This is a genomic window from Streptomyces sp. PT12 (genome assembly GCF_003311645.1).
In the GTDB taxonomy this organism is placed as follows: Bacteria; Actinomycetota; Actinomycetes; order Streptomycetales; family Streptomycetaceae; genus Streptomyces.
Map to the genome: position 1 here is coordinate 86,620 of NZ_QEST01000256.1, position 15,989 is coordinate 102,608.

Sequence of the window (15,989 nt, forward strand, 5' to 3'; positions counted from 1 at the left end):
CTAGCGAGCGGTCGAGGTGTAGGGCAGCAGCGCCATCTCACGGCTGTTCTTCACGGCCGTCGCGACATCACGCTGGTGCTGGGTGCAGTTGCCGGTGACCCGGCGGGCACGGATCTTGCCGCGGTCGGAAATGAACTTCCGCAGCAGGTTCGTGTCCTTGTAGTCGACGTAGGAGATCTTCTCCTTGCAGAAGACGCAAACCTTCTTCTTCGGCTTGCGCGCAGGCGGCTTCGCCATGGTGTCTGTCTCTCTCGATGATTCACAAAGAAGTGCGTGCTGTGCCGAGCGCGCCCGTCAGAAGGGCGGCTCGTCCGAGTAGCCGCCACCGGAGCCTCCGCCCCAGCCGCCACCGCCGCTGCCCTGCGCCCCGCCGCCACCGCCACCGCCACCCGCGGGAGCGCCGGTCGCCCAGGGGTCGCCCGCCGGGGCGCCGCCCTGCGGACCGCCACCGCCCTGGCCGCCGCCACCACCCCAGCCGCCACCGCCGCCCTGGCCGCCGCGACCCGCGGCGCGGGTGACCTTGGCGGTCGCGTTGCGCAGGCTCGGGCCGACCTCCTCGACATCGAGCTCGAAGACCGTGCGCTTGACGCCGTCCCTGTCCTCGTACGAGCGCTGCTTGAGGCGCCCTTGCACGACGACGCGGGTGCCCTTGGTCAGCGACTCGGCGACGTTCTCCGCCGCCTGGCGCCAGATCGAGCAGGTCAGGAACAGGCTCTCGCCGTCCCGCCACTCGTTCGTCTGGCGGTCGAAGATCCTCGGGGTGGACGCGACACGGAACTTCGCGACGGCCGCACCGGACGGGGTGAAGCGCAGCTCGGGATCGTCGACAAGGTTGCCGACGACCGTGATGACGGTCTCGCCTGCCATTGGGGAACTCCTCGGCGCGGGTTAACTGCTGTTGCTGCGATGATGACGCATGGCACTGACAGTGCTACTCGGTGTCCCGGGACCTGACCGGCCCCCCGGGCTCAGTGGGTGGCCGGGCGGAGGACCTTCGTCCGCATGACCGACTCGTTCAGGTTCATCTGCCGGTCGAGCTCCTTGACGACGTCGGGCGCCGCCTGGAGGTCGATCACGGAGTAGATGCCCTCGGGCTTCTTGTTGATCTCGTAGGCCAGACGGCGGCGACCCCAGGTGTCGATCTTCTCGACCTTGCCGTCGCCCTCGCGGACGACGGACATGAAGCTCTCGATCAGCGGAGCGACGGCGCGCTCCTCCAGGTCGGGGTCGAGGATCACCATCACCTCGTAGTGACGCATGCGAGAACCCACCTCCTTCGGACTCGGCGGCCACGGGCGATCCGTGGCAGGAGGGTCGTGATGCGCTTTCCGCGGGTGCCGTGCGGGCGTCGGACGCCCGCGCGGGGCGCGGAGAGTACACCGTACCCGCACCGGCCCGCCGCGTTGAAATCCGGGTGGATCCGGGCCGATGAGGTAGCAACCCGGACACCTCGGGTACTCGGCGGGCCGGAGGTGTACCCATGGCACTCACGACGAACCCCATCAGTCTGCTGAACACCAACGGGCGGCCGCACCCGGTGCAGAACACGGCGGCCGTCGTCACCTTCGTGCTCGGCCTGGTCTCCGCGGCCACCTCGATTTCGCCCGGTCTCTACCTGACAAGCAGCTGGGTCGGCCTGGTCGCCCTGCTGATCGGCGGCTGGTCGCAGATGATCTCGGCCACCACGGGTCAGCGCATCGTCACCGTGCTCGGCCTGGGCGCGGCGGGCTCGGGCTTCTATCTCGGGATGGCCCACGGCGGCCTCTTCGGCGGCTGGCTCGGCTGACTCCCGCCACCGCGGGGGCACCCCGCGGCCCTGGCGGCGCGCGGCCCGCGGCGGCACCGCGGCGTCCCGGGGGAGGGGCCGCGCCGTTAGGCTTCCGGCCATACCCCGCGACGGACGCCGGAGGAGCCCCCCGAATGAGCCTGACCCTGAGGACCATCAGTCGCGAGCAGCATGTGGCGTACATCGGCTCGCTGCCCTCGGCCAGCCATATGCAGGTGCCTGCCTGGGGCGACGTCAAGGCCGAGTGGCGCTCCGAGTCGCTCGGCTGGTTCGACCGCACGGACCAGCTCGTCGGCGTGGGCCTGGTGCTCTACCGCCAGCTGCCGCGGCTCAAGCGCTACTTGGCGTATCTCCCCGAGGGCCCGGTCATCAACTGGTACGCGCCCAACCTCGACGAGTGGCTCAAGCCGATGCTCGACCACCTCAAGCGGCAGGGCGCGTTCTCCGTGAAGATGGGCCCGCCCGTGGTGATCAGGCGGTGGGACGCCGCCGCGGTCAAGGCCGGGATCCAGAGCCCGGACGCCAAGCGGCTGCGCGACGTGGAGGCGACGTTCATCGAGCCGCGCGCCTTCGAGGTCGCGGACCGGCTGCGCCGGATGGGCTGGCAGCAGGGCGAGGACGAGGGCGCCGGATTCGGCGACGTGCAGCCGCGTTACGTCTTCCAGATCCCGCTGCGCGGGCGGTCGCTCGACGAGATCCACAAGAGCTTCAACCAGCTGTGGCGGCGCAACATCAAGAAGGCCGAGAAGGCGGGCGTCGAGGTCGTGAGAGGAGGGTTCGACGATCTGCCGGAGTGGCAGCGCCTGTATGAGATCACAGCGGAACGTGACAAGTTCCGTCCGCGTCCGCTCATGTATTTCGAGCGGATGTGGCGCGTTCTGAACGCGGAGGACCCCGACCGCATGCGCCTGTACTTCGCCACACACGAGGGCGAGGCGGTGGCCGCGGCGACGATGCTGATCGTGGGCGGCCATGTGTGGTATTCGTACGGTGCCTCCGCCAACCACAAGCGCGAGGTCCGCCCGTCCAACGCGATGCAGTGGCGCATGCTCCAGGACGCCCACGCGCTCAAGGCGGACGTGTACGACCTGCGGGGTATCGGTGACTCGCTCGAGGAGACCGACCATCTCTTCGGCCTGATCCAGTTCAAGGTGGGAACGGGCGGCGAGGCGGCCGAGTATCTCGGTGAGTGGGACTTCCCGCTCAACAAGCTGCTGCACAAGGCGCTCGACATTTACATGTCACGACGCTGACCCTCCCTTCGGATTCACCAGGGTTCACAACAGAAAGGCTTCCTCGGCCATGGCGCTCACCCTTTACGTCGACACCGACCGCTGGCGGGCGCACCAGCGGTCGATCGTCGCCGACTTCCCCGGTCTGGTCCCCGTCTGCAAGGGCAACGGCTACGGCTTCGGCCATGACCGGCTGGCGGAGGAGGTGTCGCTGCTCGGCATGGAGATGCTGGCGGTGGGCACGACCTACGAGGCCCAGGCCATGAAGGACCGCTTCAGCGGGGACATCCTGGTGCTGACGCCGTACCGGCGCACGGAGGAGCCCGTTCCGCTGCCCGACCGCGTCGTGCGCTCCGCCTCGTCCGTGGACGGCGTCTACGGGCTCGTGGGCTCGCGCGTCGTGGTCGAGGTGATGAGCACGATGCGCCGCCATGGCGTCGCCCCTCAGGACCTGGGGAAGCTGCACGCCGCGCTCGACGACGTGCGCCTGGAGGGGTTCGCGATCCATCTGCCGCTCGACCGCACGGACGGAACGGACGCGGTGGAGGAGGTCATCGAGTGGATGGACCGGCTGCGCGCGGCGCGGCTGCCGCTGGACACGATGTTCGTCAGCCATCTGACGTCGGAGCAACTGCTGCGGCTGCGGCAGCAGTTCCCGCAGACGACGTTCAGGGCGCGGATCGGGACGCGGCTGTGGCTCGGGGACCACGGGGCGACGGAGTACCGGGGCGCGGTGCTCGACGTGACGCCGGTGGGCAAGGGCGACCGCTTCGGGTACCGGCAGCAGAAGGCGCCGGGCGACGGCTGGTTGGCGGTGGTGGCAGGGGGCACCTCGCACGGCGTGGGCCTTGAGGCGCCCAAGGCGCTGCACGGGATGACGTCGCGGGCCAAGGGGATGGCGCGGGCGAGCCTGGCTACGGTCAACCGCAACCTCTCGCCGTTCGTCTGGGACGGCAAGCAGCGCTGGTTCGCCGAGCCGCCGCACATGCAGGTGTCGATCCTGTTCGTGCCCGCGGAGTCCAAGGGGCCCAAGGTGGGCGACGAGTTCAAGGCGATCCTGCGGCACACCACGACGCAGGTGGACCGGCTGGTGGATCGCTAGGGCTCCGCCGGGAGATCATGGAACGGCGGCAGCCCCGGGACCGGACCGGGGCTGCCGCCGCTGTGCTGTGTGGAGGTGTGCCGCGTCGCGCGTGCGGCGCGTGAGCCGTGCCCGAAGGCGCTCTCAGCGCTCGACCTCGCCGCGGATGAACCTCTCGACGTTGTCGCGGGCGACGTCGTCGAAGTACTGCACGGGCGGGGACTTCATGAAGTACGACGACGCGGAGAGGATCGGGCCGCCGATGCCCCGGTCCTTGGCGATCTTGGCGGCGCGCAGGGCGTCGATGATCACGCCGGCGGAGTTGGGCGAGTCCCAGACCTCCAGCTTGTACTCGAGGTTGAGCGGCACGTCGCCGAACGCGCGGCCCTCGAGCCGGACATAGGCCCACTTGCGGTCGTCCAGCCAGGCCACGTAGTCGGACGGGCCGATGTGGACGTTCTTCTCGCCCAGCTCGCGGTCGGGGATCTGGGAGGTGACGGCCTGGGTCTTGGAGATCTTCTTGGACTCCAGGCGGTCGCGCTCCAGCATGTTCTTGAAGTCCATGTTGCCGCCGACGTTCAGCTGCATGGTGCGGTCGAGGATGACGCCGCGGTCCTCGAACAGCTTGGCCATCACGCGGTGCGTGATCGTCGCGCCCACCTGGGACTTGATGTCGTCGCCGACGATCGGGACGCCCGCCTCGGTGAACTTGTCGGCCCACTCCTTGGTGCCCGCGATGAAGACGGGGAGGGCGTTGACGAAGCCGACCTTGGCGTCGATGGCGCACTGCGCGTAGAACTTCGCCGCCGACTCCGAGCCGACCGGCATGTAGCAGACGAGGACGTCGGCGCGGGTGTCCTTGAGGACCTGGACGACGTCCACGGGGTCCTCGTCGGACTCGACGATGGTCTCCCGGTAGTACTTGCCGAGGCCGTCGTGGGTCTCGCCGCGCTGGACGGTCACGCCGGAGGGGGGCACGTCGCAGATCTTGATGGTGTTGTTCTCGCTGGCGCCGATCGCGTCGGCCAGGTCGATGCCGACCTTCTTGGCGTCGACGTCGAACGCGGCCACGAACTCGATGTCGGAGACGTGGTAGTCGCCGAACTGGACGTGCATGAGACCCGGAACCCGGCTGTCCGGGGCGGCGTCCTTGTAGTACTCGACGCCCTGTACCAGCGATGCGGCGCAGTTGCCCACGCCGGCGATGGCTACACGAACCGAACCCATTCCGGTTGCTCCCTGTGTGTGTTCTCGACGTGACCCCGCACCATCGCGGGGCGAATTGAGGTGATCGATGCGGGTGATCAGGTGGTGATGCCATCCGACGGATCGGCCCTGTGGCGCTCCCGCACGCCCTCGGGATCGGGGCGCTCGCCGCGATCCCTGCCCTCCCGCTCGCTCTCGATCAGCTCGTTGAGCCAGCGGACCTCGCGCTCCACGGACTCCATTCCGTGGCGCTGGAGTTCGAGGGTGTAGGCGTCCAGCTTCTCGCGCGTGCGGGCCATGGAGGCGCGCATCTTGGCGAGCCGCTCCTCAAGGCGGCTGCGGCGCCCCTCGAGCACCCGCATCCGCACATCGCGCGAGGTCTGCCCGAAGAACGCGAAGCGGACGCCGAAGTGCTCGTCCTCCCACGCGTCGGGGCCGGTCTGGCCCAGCAGCTCCTCGAAGCGCTCCTTGCCCTCGGCGGTGAGCCGATAGACGATCTTCGCCCGGCGGTTGGTCAGCGGGGTGCGCGGATCGTCGGCACCGCCGCCGCCCTGCTCCTCGGCCAGCCAGCCCTGGGCGACCAGGGTCTTGAGGCAGGGGTAGAGAGAGCCGTAGCTGAACGCCCTGAAGACGCCCAGGGAGCTGTTGAGCCGCTTGCGCAGCTCATACCCGTGCATGGGCGCCTCGCGCAGCAGGCCGAGGACGGCGAACTCCAGGACACCCGAGCGCCTGCTCATCCCGAAGCCACCTCCGTCCCTCTGCCGCAGCCATGGCCGTTGCCATGCCGTTGCGCCGCGATGCCGTACCGCCGCGATGCATTGAACCGATGTATCAGTCCGATACATCGCCACGATAGAACGGGCGGCCGGACCGGGCAAGCGGGGGTTCGGTGAAGGGGGTCACATCTTCACTTCGCCGGAGCCGCAATGCACCAATTGTGAATCATGGGGCGAAGGATGGCTATTGAGGGCTGCGTAGTCTTGGCCCGTGCAGACGACCGCGACCGGGAACCTCAGGACGCCCAGGTGCGTCCTCGTTCTTGGTGAGGTGCGCCCGGACACGTGGACGGATCGCACATCGGGGGGCCGGAGTCACCAGGAAGTCCCTTCCGTCATCAGGCGATTGTGTCTGTCCGAGGAGTAGCTGTCCCATGAGCGAGCACCGTCGCAAGCAGCCGCAGTCCCGGGGCCGCCGAGCCGCGGGGCCCTCCGGCCGTCGCGCCGCGCCGCCGCCGGTGCCGCCCGCCGGCACGGAGGACCCACCGGGAGCGACACAGGAGCGGCCCTACGGCAGCCGCGCCGAGGCTCGGCGGGCCGCACAGCGCGGAGGCCGCCGACGGGCGGCGAGCGCTTCGGCGGCGGCCGACGGGGGTGGCAGGGCGGCGCGGCGCCGACGGGACACGACGGCGGGCAAGAGGCGTTTCATCGACTACCCCCGGTCGGGGTACCGAGGGATGCGCCGCTGGCTGCCCTCCTGGCGGCAGATGCTGGGCTCGGTGCTCACGTTCTTCGCCCTGATGCTCGGCCTCGTCGGCCTGGCCTACGCCATGACGGAGATCCCCGACCAGGCCGACATCGCCAACCAGCAGTCGAACGTCTTCTACTGGGCGAACGGCGAGCGGATGGTCGTCTCGGGCGAGTCCCGGGTGAACCGGCAGCCGCTCGAGCTGGCGGACATCCCCATGGAAATGCAGAACTCCGTGATCGCCGCCGAGAACGAGACGTTCTACAACGACCCGGGCATCGACCTGATGGGCATCGGCCGCGCCGTGCTCAACATGGCGAGGGGGGGTGAGACCCAGTCGGGCTCGACCATCACCCAGCAGTACGTCAAGAACATGTATCTGACCCAGGAGCAGACGCTGGAGCGCAAGGCGCGCGAGCTGCTGCTCTCGGTCAAGGTCGGCGCCCAGGTCGACAAGGAGGAGATCCTCGAGGGCTACCTCAACACCTCCGACTTCGGCCGCGGCGCCATCGGCATCCAGGCCGCCGCCCAGGCGTACTACGGCAAGGACGCGGGCGAGCTGACCGACAGCGAGTGCGCCTTCCTGACCACGCTGCTCAACGGGCCCGCGCTGCACGACCCGTTCCAGGGCGGCAGCGGCGAGGTCGACGTCGTCACCGAGGAGAACGTCCAACGCGCCACGGAGCGCTGGGAGTACGTCCTCAACCGCCGCGTCGAAACCGGGACCCTCGCCCCCGACGCCCACGAGGCGATCATCGCCGAGGGCTTCCCCACCCCCAACCCCCCAACCCCGGCCATGGAGATGGCGGGCCAGATCGGCTACCTCACCAACCTCGCCGAGGCATACGTCATCAACCAGGGAATCCTCACCGAGGAGGAGCTGGCCAAAGGCGGCTACCAGATCCACACGACGTTCGACGAGACCATGGTCAACCAGATGGAGACCGCCGTCGCGGACGTCATCGAGGCGAACATCGACCCCGAGGAGCGCGCCGAGGACCGGCACGTCCAGTTCGGCGGGGCCGCGGTGGTGCCGGGAGACGGCGCGATCCGGGCCATCTACGGCGGCACGGACTTCACCGAGCACTTCCTGAACAACGCCGACAACCCCCGCGCCCAGGTGGGCTCCACGTTCAAGCCGTTCGTGCTCGCGGCCGCCCTGCGGGACGGGATCCGCGACCCCGAGGGCGACGCGGAGCAGGACCGCGAGGAGCGGACGCAGCTCTCCCCCGAGAGCGTGTACCACTCCGAGAACGGCCAGCGCATCAACAACTACAACGGCGAGCCCGTCGTCATCGAGGAGGAGGGATCGGGCGAGGAGGGGGAGTGGCACCAGGAGAACTTCCTCCAGAGGGACCACGGCGACATCACGCTGCGGGAGGCCATGGAGGTCTCAGCCAACGTGCCCTTTGTGCAGCTCGGCATGGACGTCGGCCCTGCGACGGTCGCCCAGGCGGCCATGGACGCCGGGCTGCACGAGGACAGCCTCGGCCCGGCCAACGACACCGTGCCCGCGTTCGCGCTCGGCGTCTCCACCCCGGGCCCGATCCGGATGGCCTCCGCCTACGCCACCTTCGCCGCCGGCGGCGAGCAGGCCGAGCCCTACTCGGTCACCCGCGTCGAGGGCCCCAAGGAGAACCTTCCCTGGGAGCACGAGAACACGACCACACAGGCGTTCGAATCCTCGGTGGCCGACACCGTCACGGACGTACTGACCGGGGTGGTCGAGGGCGACGAGGGCAGCGGCAGGGACGCCCAGGTCCTGGAGCGCCCCGTGGCAGGCAAGACCGGCACCACCGACGACAACAAGAGCGCGTGGTTCGTCGGCTACACACCCCAGCTGTCCACCGCCATCGGCATGTGGCGCTCGGCCGACTCCGAGGAGGAGCTGGTCGGCGACGAGGAGATGGGCTTCCTCTCCATGTTCAACACCGCGGGCTCGGAGCGGATCAACGGTAGCTCCCTGCCCCTGGAGGCATGGATCGCCTTTATGCAGGCGGCCCTGGAAGGCGAGCCGGTCGAGGAGTTCCCCGACCCGCCCTCCTCGCTCGGCGAGACCATCTGGGGCGGCGGCGCCGAGAGCCCGCCCCCGCCGCCGGTGGAGACCGAGGAGCCCGAGGCCCCGGAGACCGAGGAGCCGACGGAGGAGCCGACCGAGAGCTCGCCGCCGCCCTCCGAGGACCCGACCGACGACCCGACCGATCCCTGCTTGCCGCTCGACCCGCTCTGCGAGGACCCGGGCGGACAGAACGGCGACCCGCAGGGCGGCGACACCGATCCGGGCAATCCCCAGGGAACGACGGGCGAGCCCGGCGATCCCGAGGGCTCGGACGGCGAGCAGGGCGACCCCGAGGGGGACACCGGCTGGGCGTTCTAGACAGGGCCTGACCGCGCCCTGAGGCCCCGGCGGTGGGCCCGTGCGGCAGGATGTTCCCATGGCGCATCCCTCTCCGCGAGCGGCCGTGAGGCCCACCGCCCAGGACGAAGTGGCCGCCGCCGGCAGCGAGCTGATCGGCGGTCCCACCGGGCGGCGGGCCGCCTCGGGCCACCCCTGGTGGTCGCCGGCGCGGGTCATCGCCCTGGTGACGATCGGGATGTTCGCCCTGGGCATGGCCCAGAAGGCCCCCTGCTACGAGAGCGGCTGGTTCCAGGGCCCGGCCGCCCAGTACACCCACGCGTGCTACTCGGACATCCCCCACCTCTACGAGGGCCGCGGCTTCGCCGACGGACTCGTCCCCTACTTCGACCGCATCCCCGCCGAGGTGTCCGGTGGGATGGAGTACCTCGAATACCCGGTGCTCACCGGTCTCTTCATGGAGGTCGCCGCCTGGCTCACACCGGGCGGCACCACCGACCCCAGCCCGGCCCAGACCTACTGGCTGGTCAACGCCGCGCTCCTCATGATCTGCGCGGTGATCATCGCCGTCTGCGTCACCCGCATCCACCGCCACCGCCCCTGGGACGGCCTCCTGGTCGCCCTCGCCCCGGCCCTGGCCCTGACGGCCACGATCAACTGGGACCTGCTCGCCGGCGCCCTCACCTGCGCCGCGCTGCTGTTCTGGTCCCGCGGCCGCTCGTTCGGCGCGGGCATCCTGCTGGGCCTGGCCACCGCCGCCAAGCTCTACCCGGTCCTGCTTCTTGGCCCCCTGCTCGTGCTGTGCTGGCGGGCCGGACGGTGGCGCGCGTTCCTCACCGCCACGGCGGGCACCATCGTCGCGTGGCTCGCGGTCAACCTCCCCGTGCTGATCGCGGCGCGGGAGGGATGGGCGAAGTTCTACACCTTCAGCGAGGAACGCCCCGTCGACTTCGGCTCCCTCTGGCTGATCATCGCCCAGCGCACCGACGCCCAGCTCGAATCGGTCAACACCTACGCCACGGGCCTGGTGGTCCTCGGCTGCGCCGGGATCGCCCTGCTGGGCTTCGCCGCCCCGCGCCGCCCCCGGCTTGCCCAGCTCGCCTTTCTCGTGGTCGCCCTGTTCATCCTCACCAACAAGGTCTACTCCCCGCAGTATGTGCTCTGGCTGATCCCGCTGGCCGTCCTCGCCCGCCCCCGCTGGCGCGACTTCCTCGTCTGGCAGTGCTGCGAAGTGCTCTACTTCCTGGGCATCTGGATGTATCTGGCATTCCTCAACAGCGAGAACCAGCAGGGCCTCCCCACGGGCGGATACCAACTGGCCATCATCCTCCATCTGTTGGGGACGCTCTATCTCTGCTGCGTGGTCATCCGCGATGTGCTGCGCCCCGAGTACGACCCCGTCCGGCGCGACGGCTCCGACGACCCCGGGGGCGGCGTGCTGGATGGCGCCCCCGATGTCTTCGCCCTGCGCCGCCGCAAGCAGACCCCCCAGCCGGCACCCACCGCGTTCGTCGACTGGGGACTCCCCGGCGACGGCACGCTGCCGACGCCACCGGATCATGTTTCACGTGAAACGTGAGGCGCCCACCCCTGAGGCCATCCCATCCGACGCCAGGCCCCCGCGCGGTTCGGTCGGCGGCGATCTACGGACCCTGCTCCGCTTCCCCGGCTTCCGCAAGCTGCTCACCGTCCGCCTGGTCTCCCAGTTCACGGATGGCGTCTTCCAGGTAGGGCTGGCCACCTATGTGGTCTTCTCCCCTGAGCAGCAGACCTCGGCCGCCGACATCGCCGCGGCCATGGCCGTGCTTCTTCTCCCCTACTCCCTGCTCGGCCCGTTCGCCGGAGTCCTCCTCGACCGTTGGCGCCGCCGCCAGGTCCTGCTCCATGGCAACATCCTGCGAAGCGTCCTCGCCGCGGGGACATGCCTCCTTGTCGTGGCGGGCGTGCCCGACTGGCTCTTCTATCTCTCCGCGCTCTCGGTGACCGCCGTCAATCGCTTTATCCTCGCCGGGCTCTCCGCAGGGCTGCCCCGCGTCGTGGACCGGGAACGGCTCGTCGTGGCCAACGCGCTCTCCCCCACCGCGGGCACCCTCGCGGCCACCCTGGGCGGGGGAGCGGCGTTTGTCGTCCAGCTCCTCGCGACCTCACAGGGCGCGGAGAACGCGCTGGCGCTCGGCCTTGCCGCCGTGCTCTATCTGCTGGCCGGGCTCTCCGCCCTTCTGATGAGCCGCGACCTGCTCGGCCCCGACGAGAACGCGGTGGTCCCCCGGCTCGGCGAGGCGATCGCCAGCACGGCCCGGGGGCTGGTGGCGGGTTTCCACCACCTCGGCGAGCGCCGAACGGCGGCCTGGACGCTCGGCGGGCTCGCGATGATGCGCTTCTGCTATGGCGCCCTGCTGGTGATGGTGCTGATGCTCTGCCGCCACGCCTGGGGCGGCGGCGCGGACAACGAGGACGGGCTCGCCTGGTTGGGCGTCGCCGTCGGCGTCTCGGGAGCGGGCTTCTTCGTCGCGGCGGTCATCAGCCCCTGGACGGTGGCCCGGCTCACCCCGCTGGGCTGGTTCACCGCCTGCGCCGCGCTGGCGGCCCCGCTTGTGCCCGCGCTTGGCCTGTCGTTCGAGCCGGTGCCGGTGATGGTGGCGGCGTTCCTGCTCGGCCTGGTCACCCAGGGCTCGAAGATCGTGACCGACACCGTGGTGCAGTCGTCGGTGGACGACGCCTTCCGGGGGCGCGTCTTCTCGCTCTACGACATGCTGTTCAACGTGGCCTTTGTCAGCGCGGCCGGACTCGCGGCGCTGATACTGCCCCCCGACGGCAGGTCGGCCCCCCTCCTCCTCACCATCACCGCCCTCTATGCCCTCACGGCGCTCGCAATGTTTCACGTGAAACCGGGAGCCGCGTTTCACGCGGCCGCGGGGGCCGTCACCCCTGACGGCTCCACCACTCCTTGAGGGCGGCGGCCGCGGTGTCGCGGTCCTGGGGGCCCTGCTCCAGGCGAAGTTCGAGAAGGTAGCGGTATGCCTTGCCGATCTCGGGGCCGGGGCCGATGCCCAGGATCTCCATGATCTCGTTGCCGTTGAGATCGGGGCGGATGGCCTCCAGCTCCTCCTGCTCCTTCAGCCGCTCGATCCGCTCCTCCAGGCTGTCGTACGCCCGGGACAGCGCCTGCGCCTTCCGCTTGTTCCGCGTGGTGCAGTCGGAGCGGGTGAGCTTGTGCAGCCGCCCCAGCAGGGGGCCCGCGTCGCGGACATAGCGGCGCACGGCGGAGTCGGTCCACTCGCCAGTGCCATAGCCGTGGAAGCGAAGGTGCAGCTCGACCAGCCGCGACACGTCCTTGATGATCTCGTTGGGATACTTCAGCTTGCTCAGCCGCTGCTTGGTCATCTTGGCGCCCACCACCTCGTGGTGGTGGAAGGAGACCCGGCCGTCGTCCTCGAACCGCCGCGTCCTCGGCTTGCCGATGTCGTGCAACAGGGCGGCCAGCCGCAGGATCAGGTCCCGCTCGCCGCCCTCCTCGAGGTCGATCGCCTGCTCAAGCACCGTCAGGCTGTGCTCGTACACGTCCTTGTGCCGGTGGTGCTCGTCCCGCTCCAACCGCAGCGCCGGTACCTCGGGCAGCATGCGCTCCGCCAGACCCGTATCGACGAGCAGCGCGATTCCCTTGCGGGGGTGGTCGCCGAGGAGCAGCTTGTTGAGCTCATCCCGAACGCGCTCGGCCGAGACGATCTCGATCCGGTCCGCCATGTCCACCATGGCCTTCCTGACCGGCTCGGCCACCGAGAAGTCGAGCTGGGCGGCGAAGCGCGCCGCGCGCATCATGCGCAGCGGGTCGTCGGAGAAGGACTCCTCGGGCGTCCCCGGCGTCCGCAGGACCCGCCGCCGGAGGTCATCGAGCCCCTGGTGGGGGTCGATGAACTCGCGCCTGGGGAGCGCGACGGCCATCGCGTTCACGGTGAAGTCACGGCGGCGCAGGTCGTCGTCGAGCGAGTCGCCATAGCGCACCTCGGGCTTGCGTGAGCTGCGGTCGTACGCCTCGGAGCGATAGGTGGTGATCTCCAGCTGGTAGTCCTTGGCGCCCGTCCCGCCGCCCGCCTCCGCGGGTGCGGCCTTCAGACAGCCGATGGTGCCGAACGCGATGCCGACGTCCCACACGGCGTCCGCCCAGGGGCGGACGATCCGGAGGATGTCCTCGGGCCTGGCGTCCGTGGTGAAGTCCAGGTCGTTGCCCAGGCGCCCCAGGAGGGCGTCCCGCACGGAGCCGCCAACCAGGGCCAGGGAGAACCCGGCGTGCTCGAAGCGCCGGGCGAGGTCGTCGGCGATGGGGGAGACCCGCAGCAACTCCCCCACGGCCTGCCGTTGGACCCGGCTCACATCGGTGGCGGGCTGGCGAGGCTGAGTGTCTTTCCTGTCGTTCGGCACAACAGCACAGCGTACGTGTCGCAGGGGGGCCGGGGGTTCCCCCGGGGGCGCCCGGTCCCCGGCACTGGCGCGGAGCGATCATCGTTACCATGAGGGCGGATTAAGGACGAGGGAACGGGGCGAGGCGTGGCAGTGTCCGGGATCCGGGGCCGGGTGGCGTCCCGCCGCCACGGGCGGCGGGTGGGCCCTCTGCTGGCCGTCATCATGGGCTTCCCCCTGCTCACCGGGCTGGTGCCGACGCAGGCGACCGCGGCGCCCCAGGGCGGGGCGGCGGCCGCTCCCGGCGAGGACGCGGGCACCGGCAGCCGCTCGGCGGCCGTCTCCATCACCGAGATCGACCCCACCGTGCCCGGCGAGGGCGACACCGTCGTGCTGCGCGGCACCGTCACCAACAACGGCAGCTCCCCGATCGTCGACGGCTCGGTGGACGCCCGCCGCGGCGTTCCGCTGCCGGGCCGCACCTCCATCGACGAGTCCCTGGCCCGCACCGGCTGGGACCAGGCCGCCGACGGCGAGATAGTGCGCGGCCACGGCCAGGACATCGGCAGCATCGCCCCCGGCATGTCCCGCACCTTCTCGCTCGAGGTGCCGGTCTCCGAGCTCGCGCTCGGCGCCGACGGCGTCTACCAGCTGGCCGTCGGCCTCACCGGCCAGCGCGAGGACGCCCGCTGGGACCAGGTGCTCGGCATGGGCCGGACCGTTCTGCCGTGGCAGCCCGCGGGAGGCGGCGTGGACGGCCCCGCGACGCGCCTGACGGTGCTGTGGCCCCTGATCTCCACGACGCATCTGACCGCGCAGACGGGCGCGGACGAGGAGCAGACGCCCGCGTTCCAGGACGACACCCTGCTCACCGAGATCTCCCCCGGCGGCCGCCTCGACCAGCTGGTGACGCTGGGCGCCGACCTCCCGGTCACCTGGGTCGTCGACCCCGACCTGCTGGCGTCGGTGGACGCCATGGCCGAGGAGTACCAGGTCTACGAGGGCGACGAGCTGGTCAACGGGCAGGACCAGGACGTCGCCAGGGCGTGGCTCGCCAAGCTCCAGGAGGCGGTGCGCGGGAACGAAGTGGTCGCCCTCCCCTTCGGCGACCCCGACCTGGCGTCGCTCGCCCACCACGGCAAGGACGTCCCCGGCGCGCTCGGCCAGCTGGCGACGGCCACCGAGACCGCGGGCATGACCGTGGAGACGGTCCTCAACGAGCCTGCCACCACCGACTTCGCGTGGCCCGTCGAGGGGGCGATCGACCCGTCCATCGTGTCGGTGGCCACCTCGGCCGGCGCCCACCACGTCATCGCCCGCAGCGACAGCCTCCGCCCGGGCGACTCCCTGTCCTACACCCCGGGGGCCGTCCGCCCCATCGGCGGCGGCACGACGGCGCTCGTCGCCGACGCCCGGCTGTCCACCCTCTTCGAGGGCGACATGAGCCGCACCAAGGACGCCTCGCTGGCCCAGCAGCAGCTGCTCGCACAGACCTATGCGATCGCCCGGCAGTCCGCCCCCGCCGAGCGCGACCTCCTGCTGGCCCCCCAGCGGATGCCCACCGCCGACCAGGCGCGGGCGATGGCCCAGGCCGTGACCGCGCTCAGAGACGAGGGCGGCTGGATCGACTTCGCCCAGCTCTCCGAGACCGCCGCCGCCCAGCCCGACCCCGCGGCCAACCAGCGCGTCCCCGACGCCGACGCCTACCCCCAGGACCTGCGCGAGCAGGAGCTGCCCACCAGCGCGTTCCAGTCGATGCGCGAGACCCAGCGGACCCTGGAGGACTTCCAGGTGATCCTGACCCAGGACGACCGCGTGGTGACCCCCTTCGGGAACGCGATCCGCCGCGAGATGTCCACGTCGTGGCGCGGCCACTCCGCCGACGCCGCCGAGTACCGCACGGCCGTCCAGGACGGCCTGGTCGCTCTCACCGAACGAGTGCACCTGATCCAGAAGTCGGAGATCACCCTCTCCGGACGCAGCGCCACCATCCCCGTCACCGTGCAGAACAACCTGGTGCAGGACGTCGAGGGCCTCACGCTGCACCTCAAGTCCAGCCGGACGCTCGGCCTCGAGGTCAGCGATCCCCAGGAGATCGTCGTCAGCGGGGGACACAGCCAGTCGGTGAAGTTCTCGGCCGACGCCCGCGCCAACGGCATCACGTTCCTCGAGGCCCAGCTCTACACCGCCGACGGCAAGCCCTTCGGCGAGCCCATGCACTTCAGGGCGGACGTCACCTCGATCACCTCGGCCGTCATGATGGTGATCGCCGGGGGTCTGCTGCTGGTCGTCCTGGCCGGGATCCGCATGTACACCCAGCGCAAGAGGGCCGCCAGGCAGGGCGCCGAGCCCGCCGAGAAGGCGGACGCCTTGGTGGGTGAGAGCGCTTCCGACACCGGCGGCGACACCCGCGGCGCCCCCTCGGGGAGTGAGAGGCTGGACCCCGACGAGTGAGCCGCCAGCCGG

At 70.5% G+C, this 15,989-nt stretch carries 13 protein-coding genes; 7 read left to right on the plus strand and 6 right to left on the minus strand.

Translation table 11 applies throughout. The annotated features are described in order from the left end of the window. From rpsR to rpsF, 3 genes are all read right to left on the minus strand, one after another. Positions 1-237, minus strand: coding sequence for a 30S ribosomal protein S18 (gene rpsR / locus DEH69_RS27555; protein WP_003978893.1), 237 nt, complete (start codon positions 235-237; stop codon positions 1-3). 57 nt (positions 238-294) lie between these two features. After that, positions 295-867, minus strand: coding sequence for a single-stranded DNA-binding protein (locus tag DEH69_RS27560; RefSeq protein ID WP_113689697.1), 573 nt, complete (start codon positions 865-867; stop codon positions 295-297). Positions 868-968: 101 nt separating this feature from the next. After that, positions 969-1,259 (minus strand): 30S ribosomal protein S6, encoded by a 291-nt coding sequence (gene rpsF / locus DEH69_RS27565; protein ID WP_113689698.1) that lies wholly within the window; start codon positions 1,257-1,259, stop codon positions 969-971. A gap of 221 nt (positions 1,260-1,480) precedes the next feature. On the opposite strand from rpsF, the gene DEH69_RS27570 reads away from it, so the two are divergent. The 3 genes from DEH69_RS27570 (at position 1,481) to DEH69_RS27580 (ending at position 4,120) form a co-directional block, all read left to right on the plus strand. Continuing rightward, a complete protein-coding gene (locus DEH69_RS27570) occupies positions 1,481-1,786 on the plus strand; it encodes a hypothetical protein (protein WP_113689699.1) in 306 nt (101 codons plus the stop codon). Between the two features lie 134 nt (positions 1,787-1,920). Continuing rightward, positions 1,921-3,039 carry a peptidoglycan bridge formation glycyltransferase FemA/FemB family protein gene (locus tag DEH69_RS27575; protein WP_113689700.1) on the plus strand — a complete coding sequence of 373 codons (1,119 nt, stop codon included), beginning with the start codon at positions 1,921-1,923 and terminating at the stop codon, positions 3,037-3,039. Between the two features lie 49 nt (positions 3,040-3,088). Beyond that, complete coding sequence (locus DEH69_RS27580) at positions 3,089-4,120, plus strand: alanine racemase (protein WP_113689701.1); 1,032 nt, start codon at positions 3,089-3,091, stop codon at positions 4,118-4,120. Positions 4,121-4,243: 123 nt separating this feature from the next. Here DEH69_RS27580 and DEH69_RS27585 read toward each other — a convergent pair whose 3' ends face one another. Both DEH69_RS27585 and DEH69_RS27590 read right to left on the minus strand, forming a co-directional pair. Continuing rightward, entirely contained in the window at positions 4,244-5,326 is a 1,083-nt protein-coding gene (locus DEH69_RS27585) for an inositol-3-phosphate synthase (RefSeq protein ID WP_113689702.1), read from the minus strand. A gap of 77 nt (positions 5,327-5,403) precedes the next feature. Beyond that, positions 5,404-6,042 (minus strand): PadR family transcriptional regulator, encoded by a 639-nt coding sequence (locus tag DEH69_RS27590; RefSeq protein WP_113689703.1) that lies wholly within the window; start codon positions 6,040-6,042, stop codon positions 5,404-5,406. Positions 6,043-6,455: 413 nt separating this feature from the next. Between DEH69_RS27590 and DEH69_RS27595 the strand changes: the two genes are divergently transcribed. The 3 genes from DEH69_RS27595 to DEH69_RS27605 are packed head-to-tail and all read left to right on the plus strand — an operon-like array spanning position 6,456 to position 12,076. After that, positions 6,456-9,146 carry a transglycosylase domain-containing protein gene (locus tag DEH69_RS27595; RefSeq protein WP_113689704.1) on the plus strand — a complete coding sequence of 897 codons (2,691 nt, stop codon included), beginning with the start codon at positions 6,456-6,458 and terminating at the stop codon, positions 9,144-9,146. A gap of 58 nt (positions 9,147-9,204) precedes the next feature. Next, positions 9,205-10,704, plus strand: coding sequence for a glycosyltransferase family 87 protein (locus DEH69_RS27600; protein WP_113689705.1), 1,500 nt, complete (start codon positions 9,205-9,207; stop codon positions 10,702-10,704). Positions 10,705-10,723: 19 nt separating this feature from the next. Continuing rightward, positions 10,724-12,076, plus strand: coding sequence for an MFS transporter (locus DEH69_RS27605; RefSeq protein ID WP_258535020.1), 1,353 nt, complete (start codon positions 10,724-10,726; stop codon positions 12,074-12,076). On the opposite strand, the gene DEH69_RS27610 is transcribed toward DEH69_RS27605, so the two are convergent. Further along, positions 12,048-13,496: a CCA tRNA nucleotidyltransferase gene (locus tag DEH69_RS27610; protein ID WP_113689706.1), complete on the minus strand. Its 1,449-nt coding sequence runs from the start codon at positions 13,494-13,496 to the stop codon at positions 12,048-12,050. The two genes, DEH69_RS27605 and DEH69_RS27610, sit on opposite strands and share 29 nt — an antisense overlap. Positions 13,497-13,670: 174 nt before the next feature. On the opposite strand from DEH69_RS27610, the gene DEH69_RS27615 reads away from it, so the two are divergent. Then, the gene (locus DEH69_RS27615) at positions 13,671-15,977 is read left to right on the plus strand and encodes a DUF6049 family protein (protein ID WP_258535004.1); all 2,307 of its coding nucleotides are present in this window, start codon (positions 13,671-13,673) and stop codon (positions 15,975-15,977) included. The last annotated feature ends 12 nt before the right edge of the window (positions 15,978-15,989 follow it).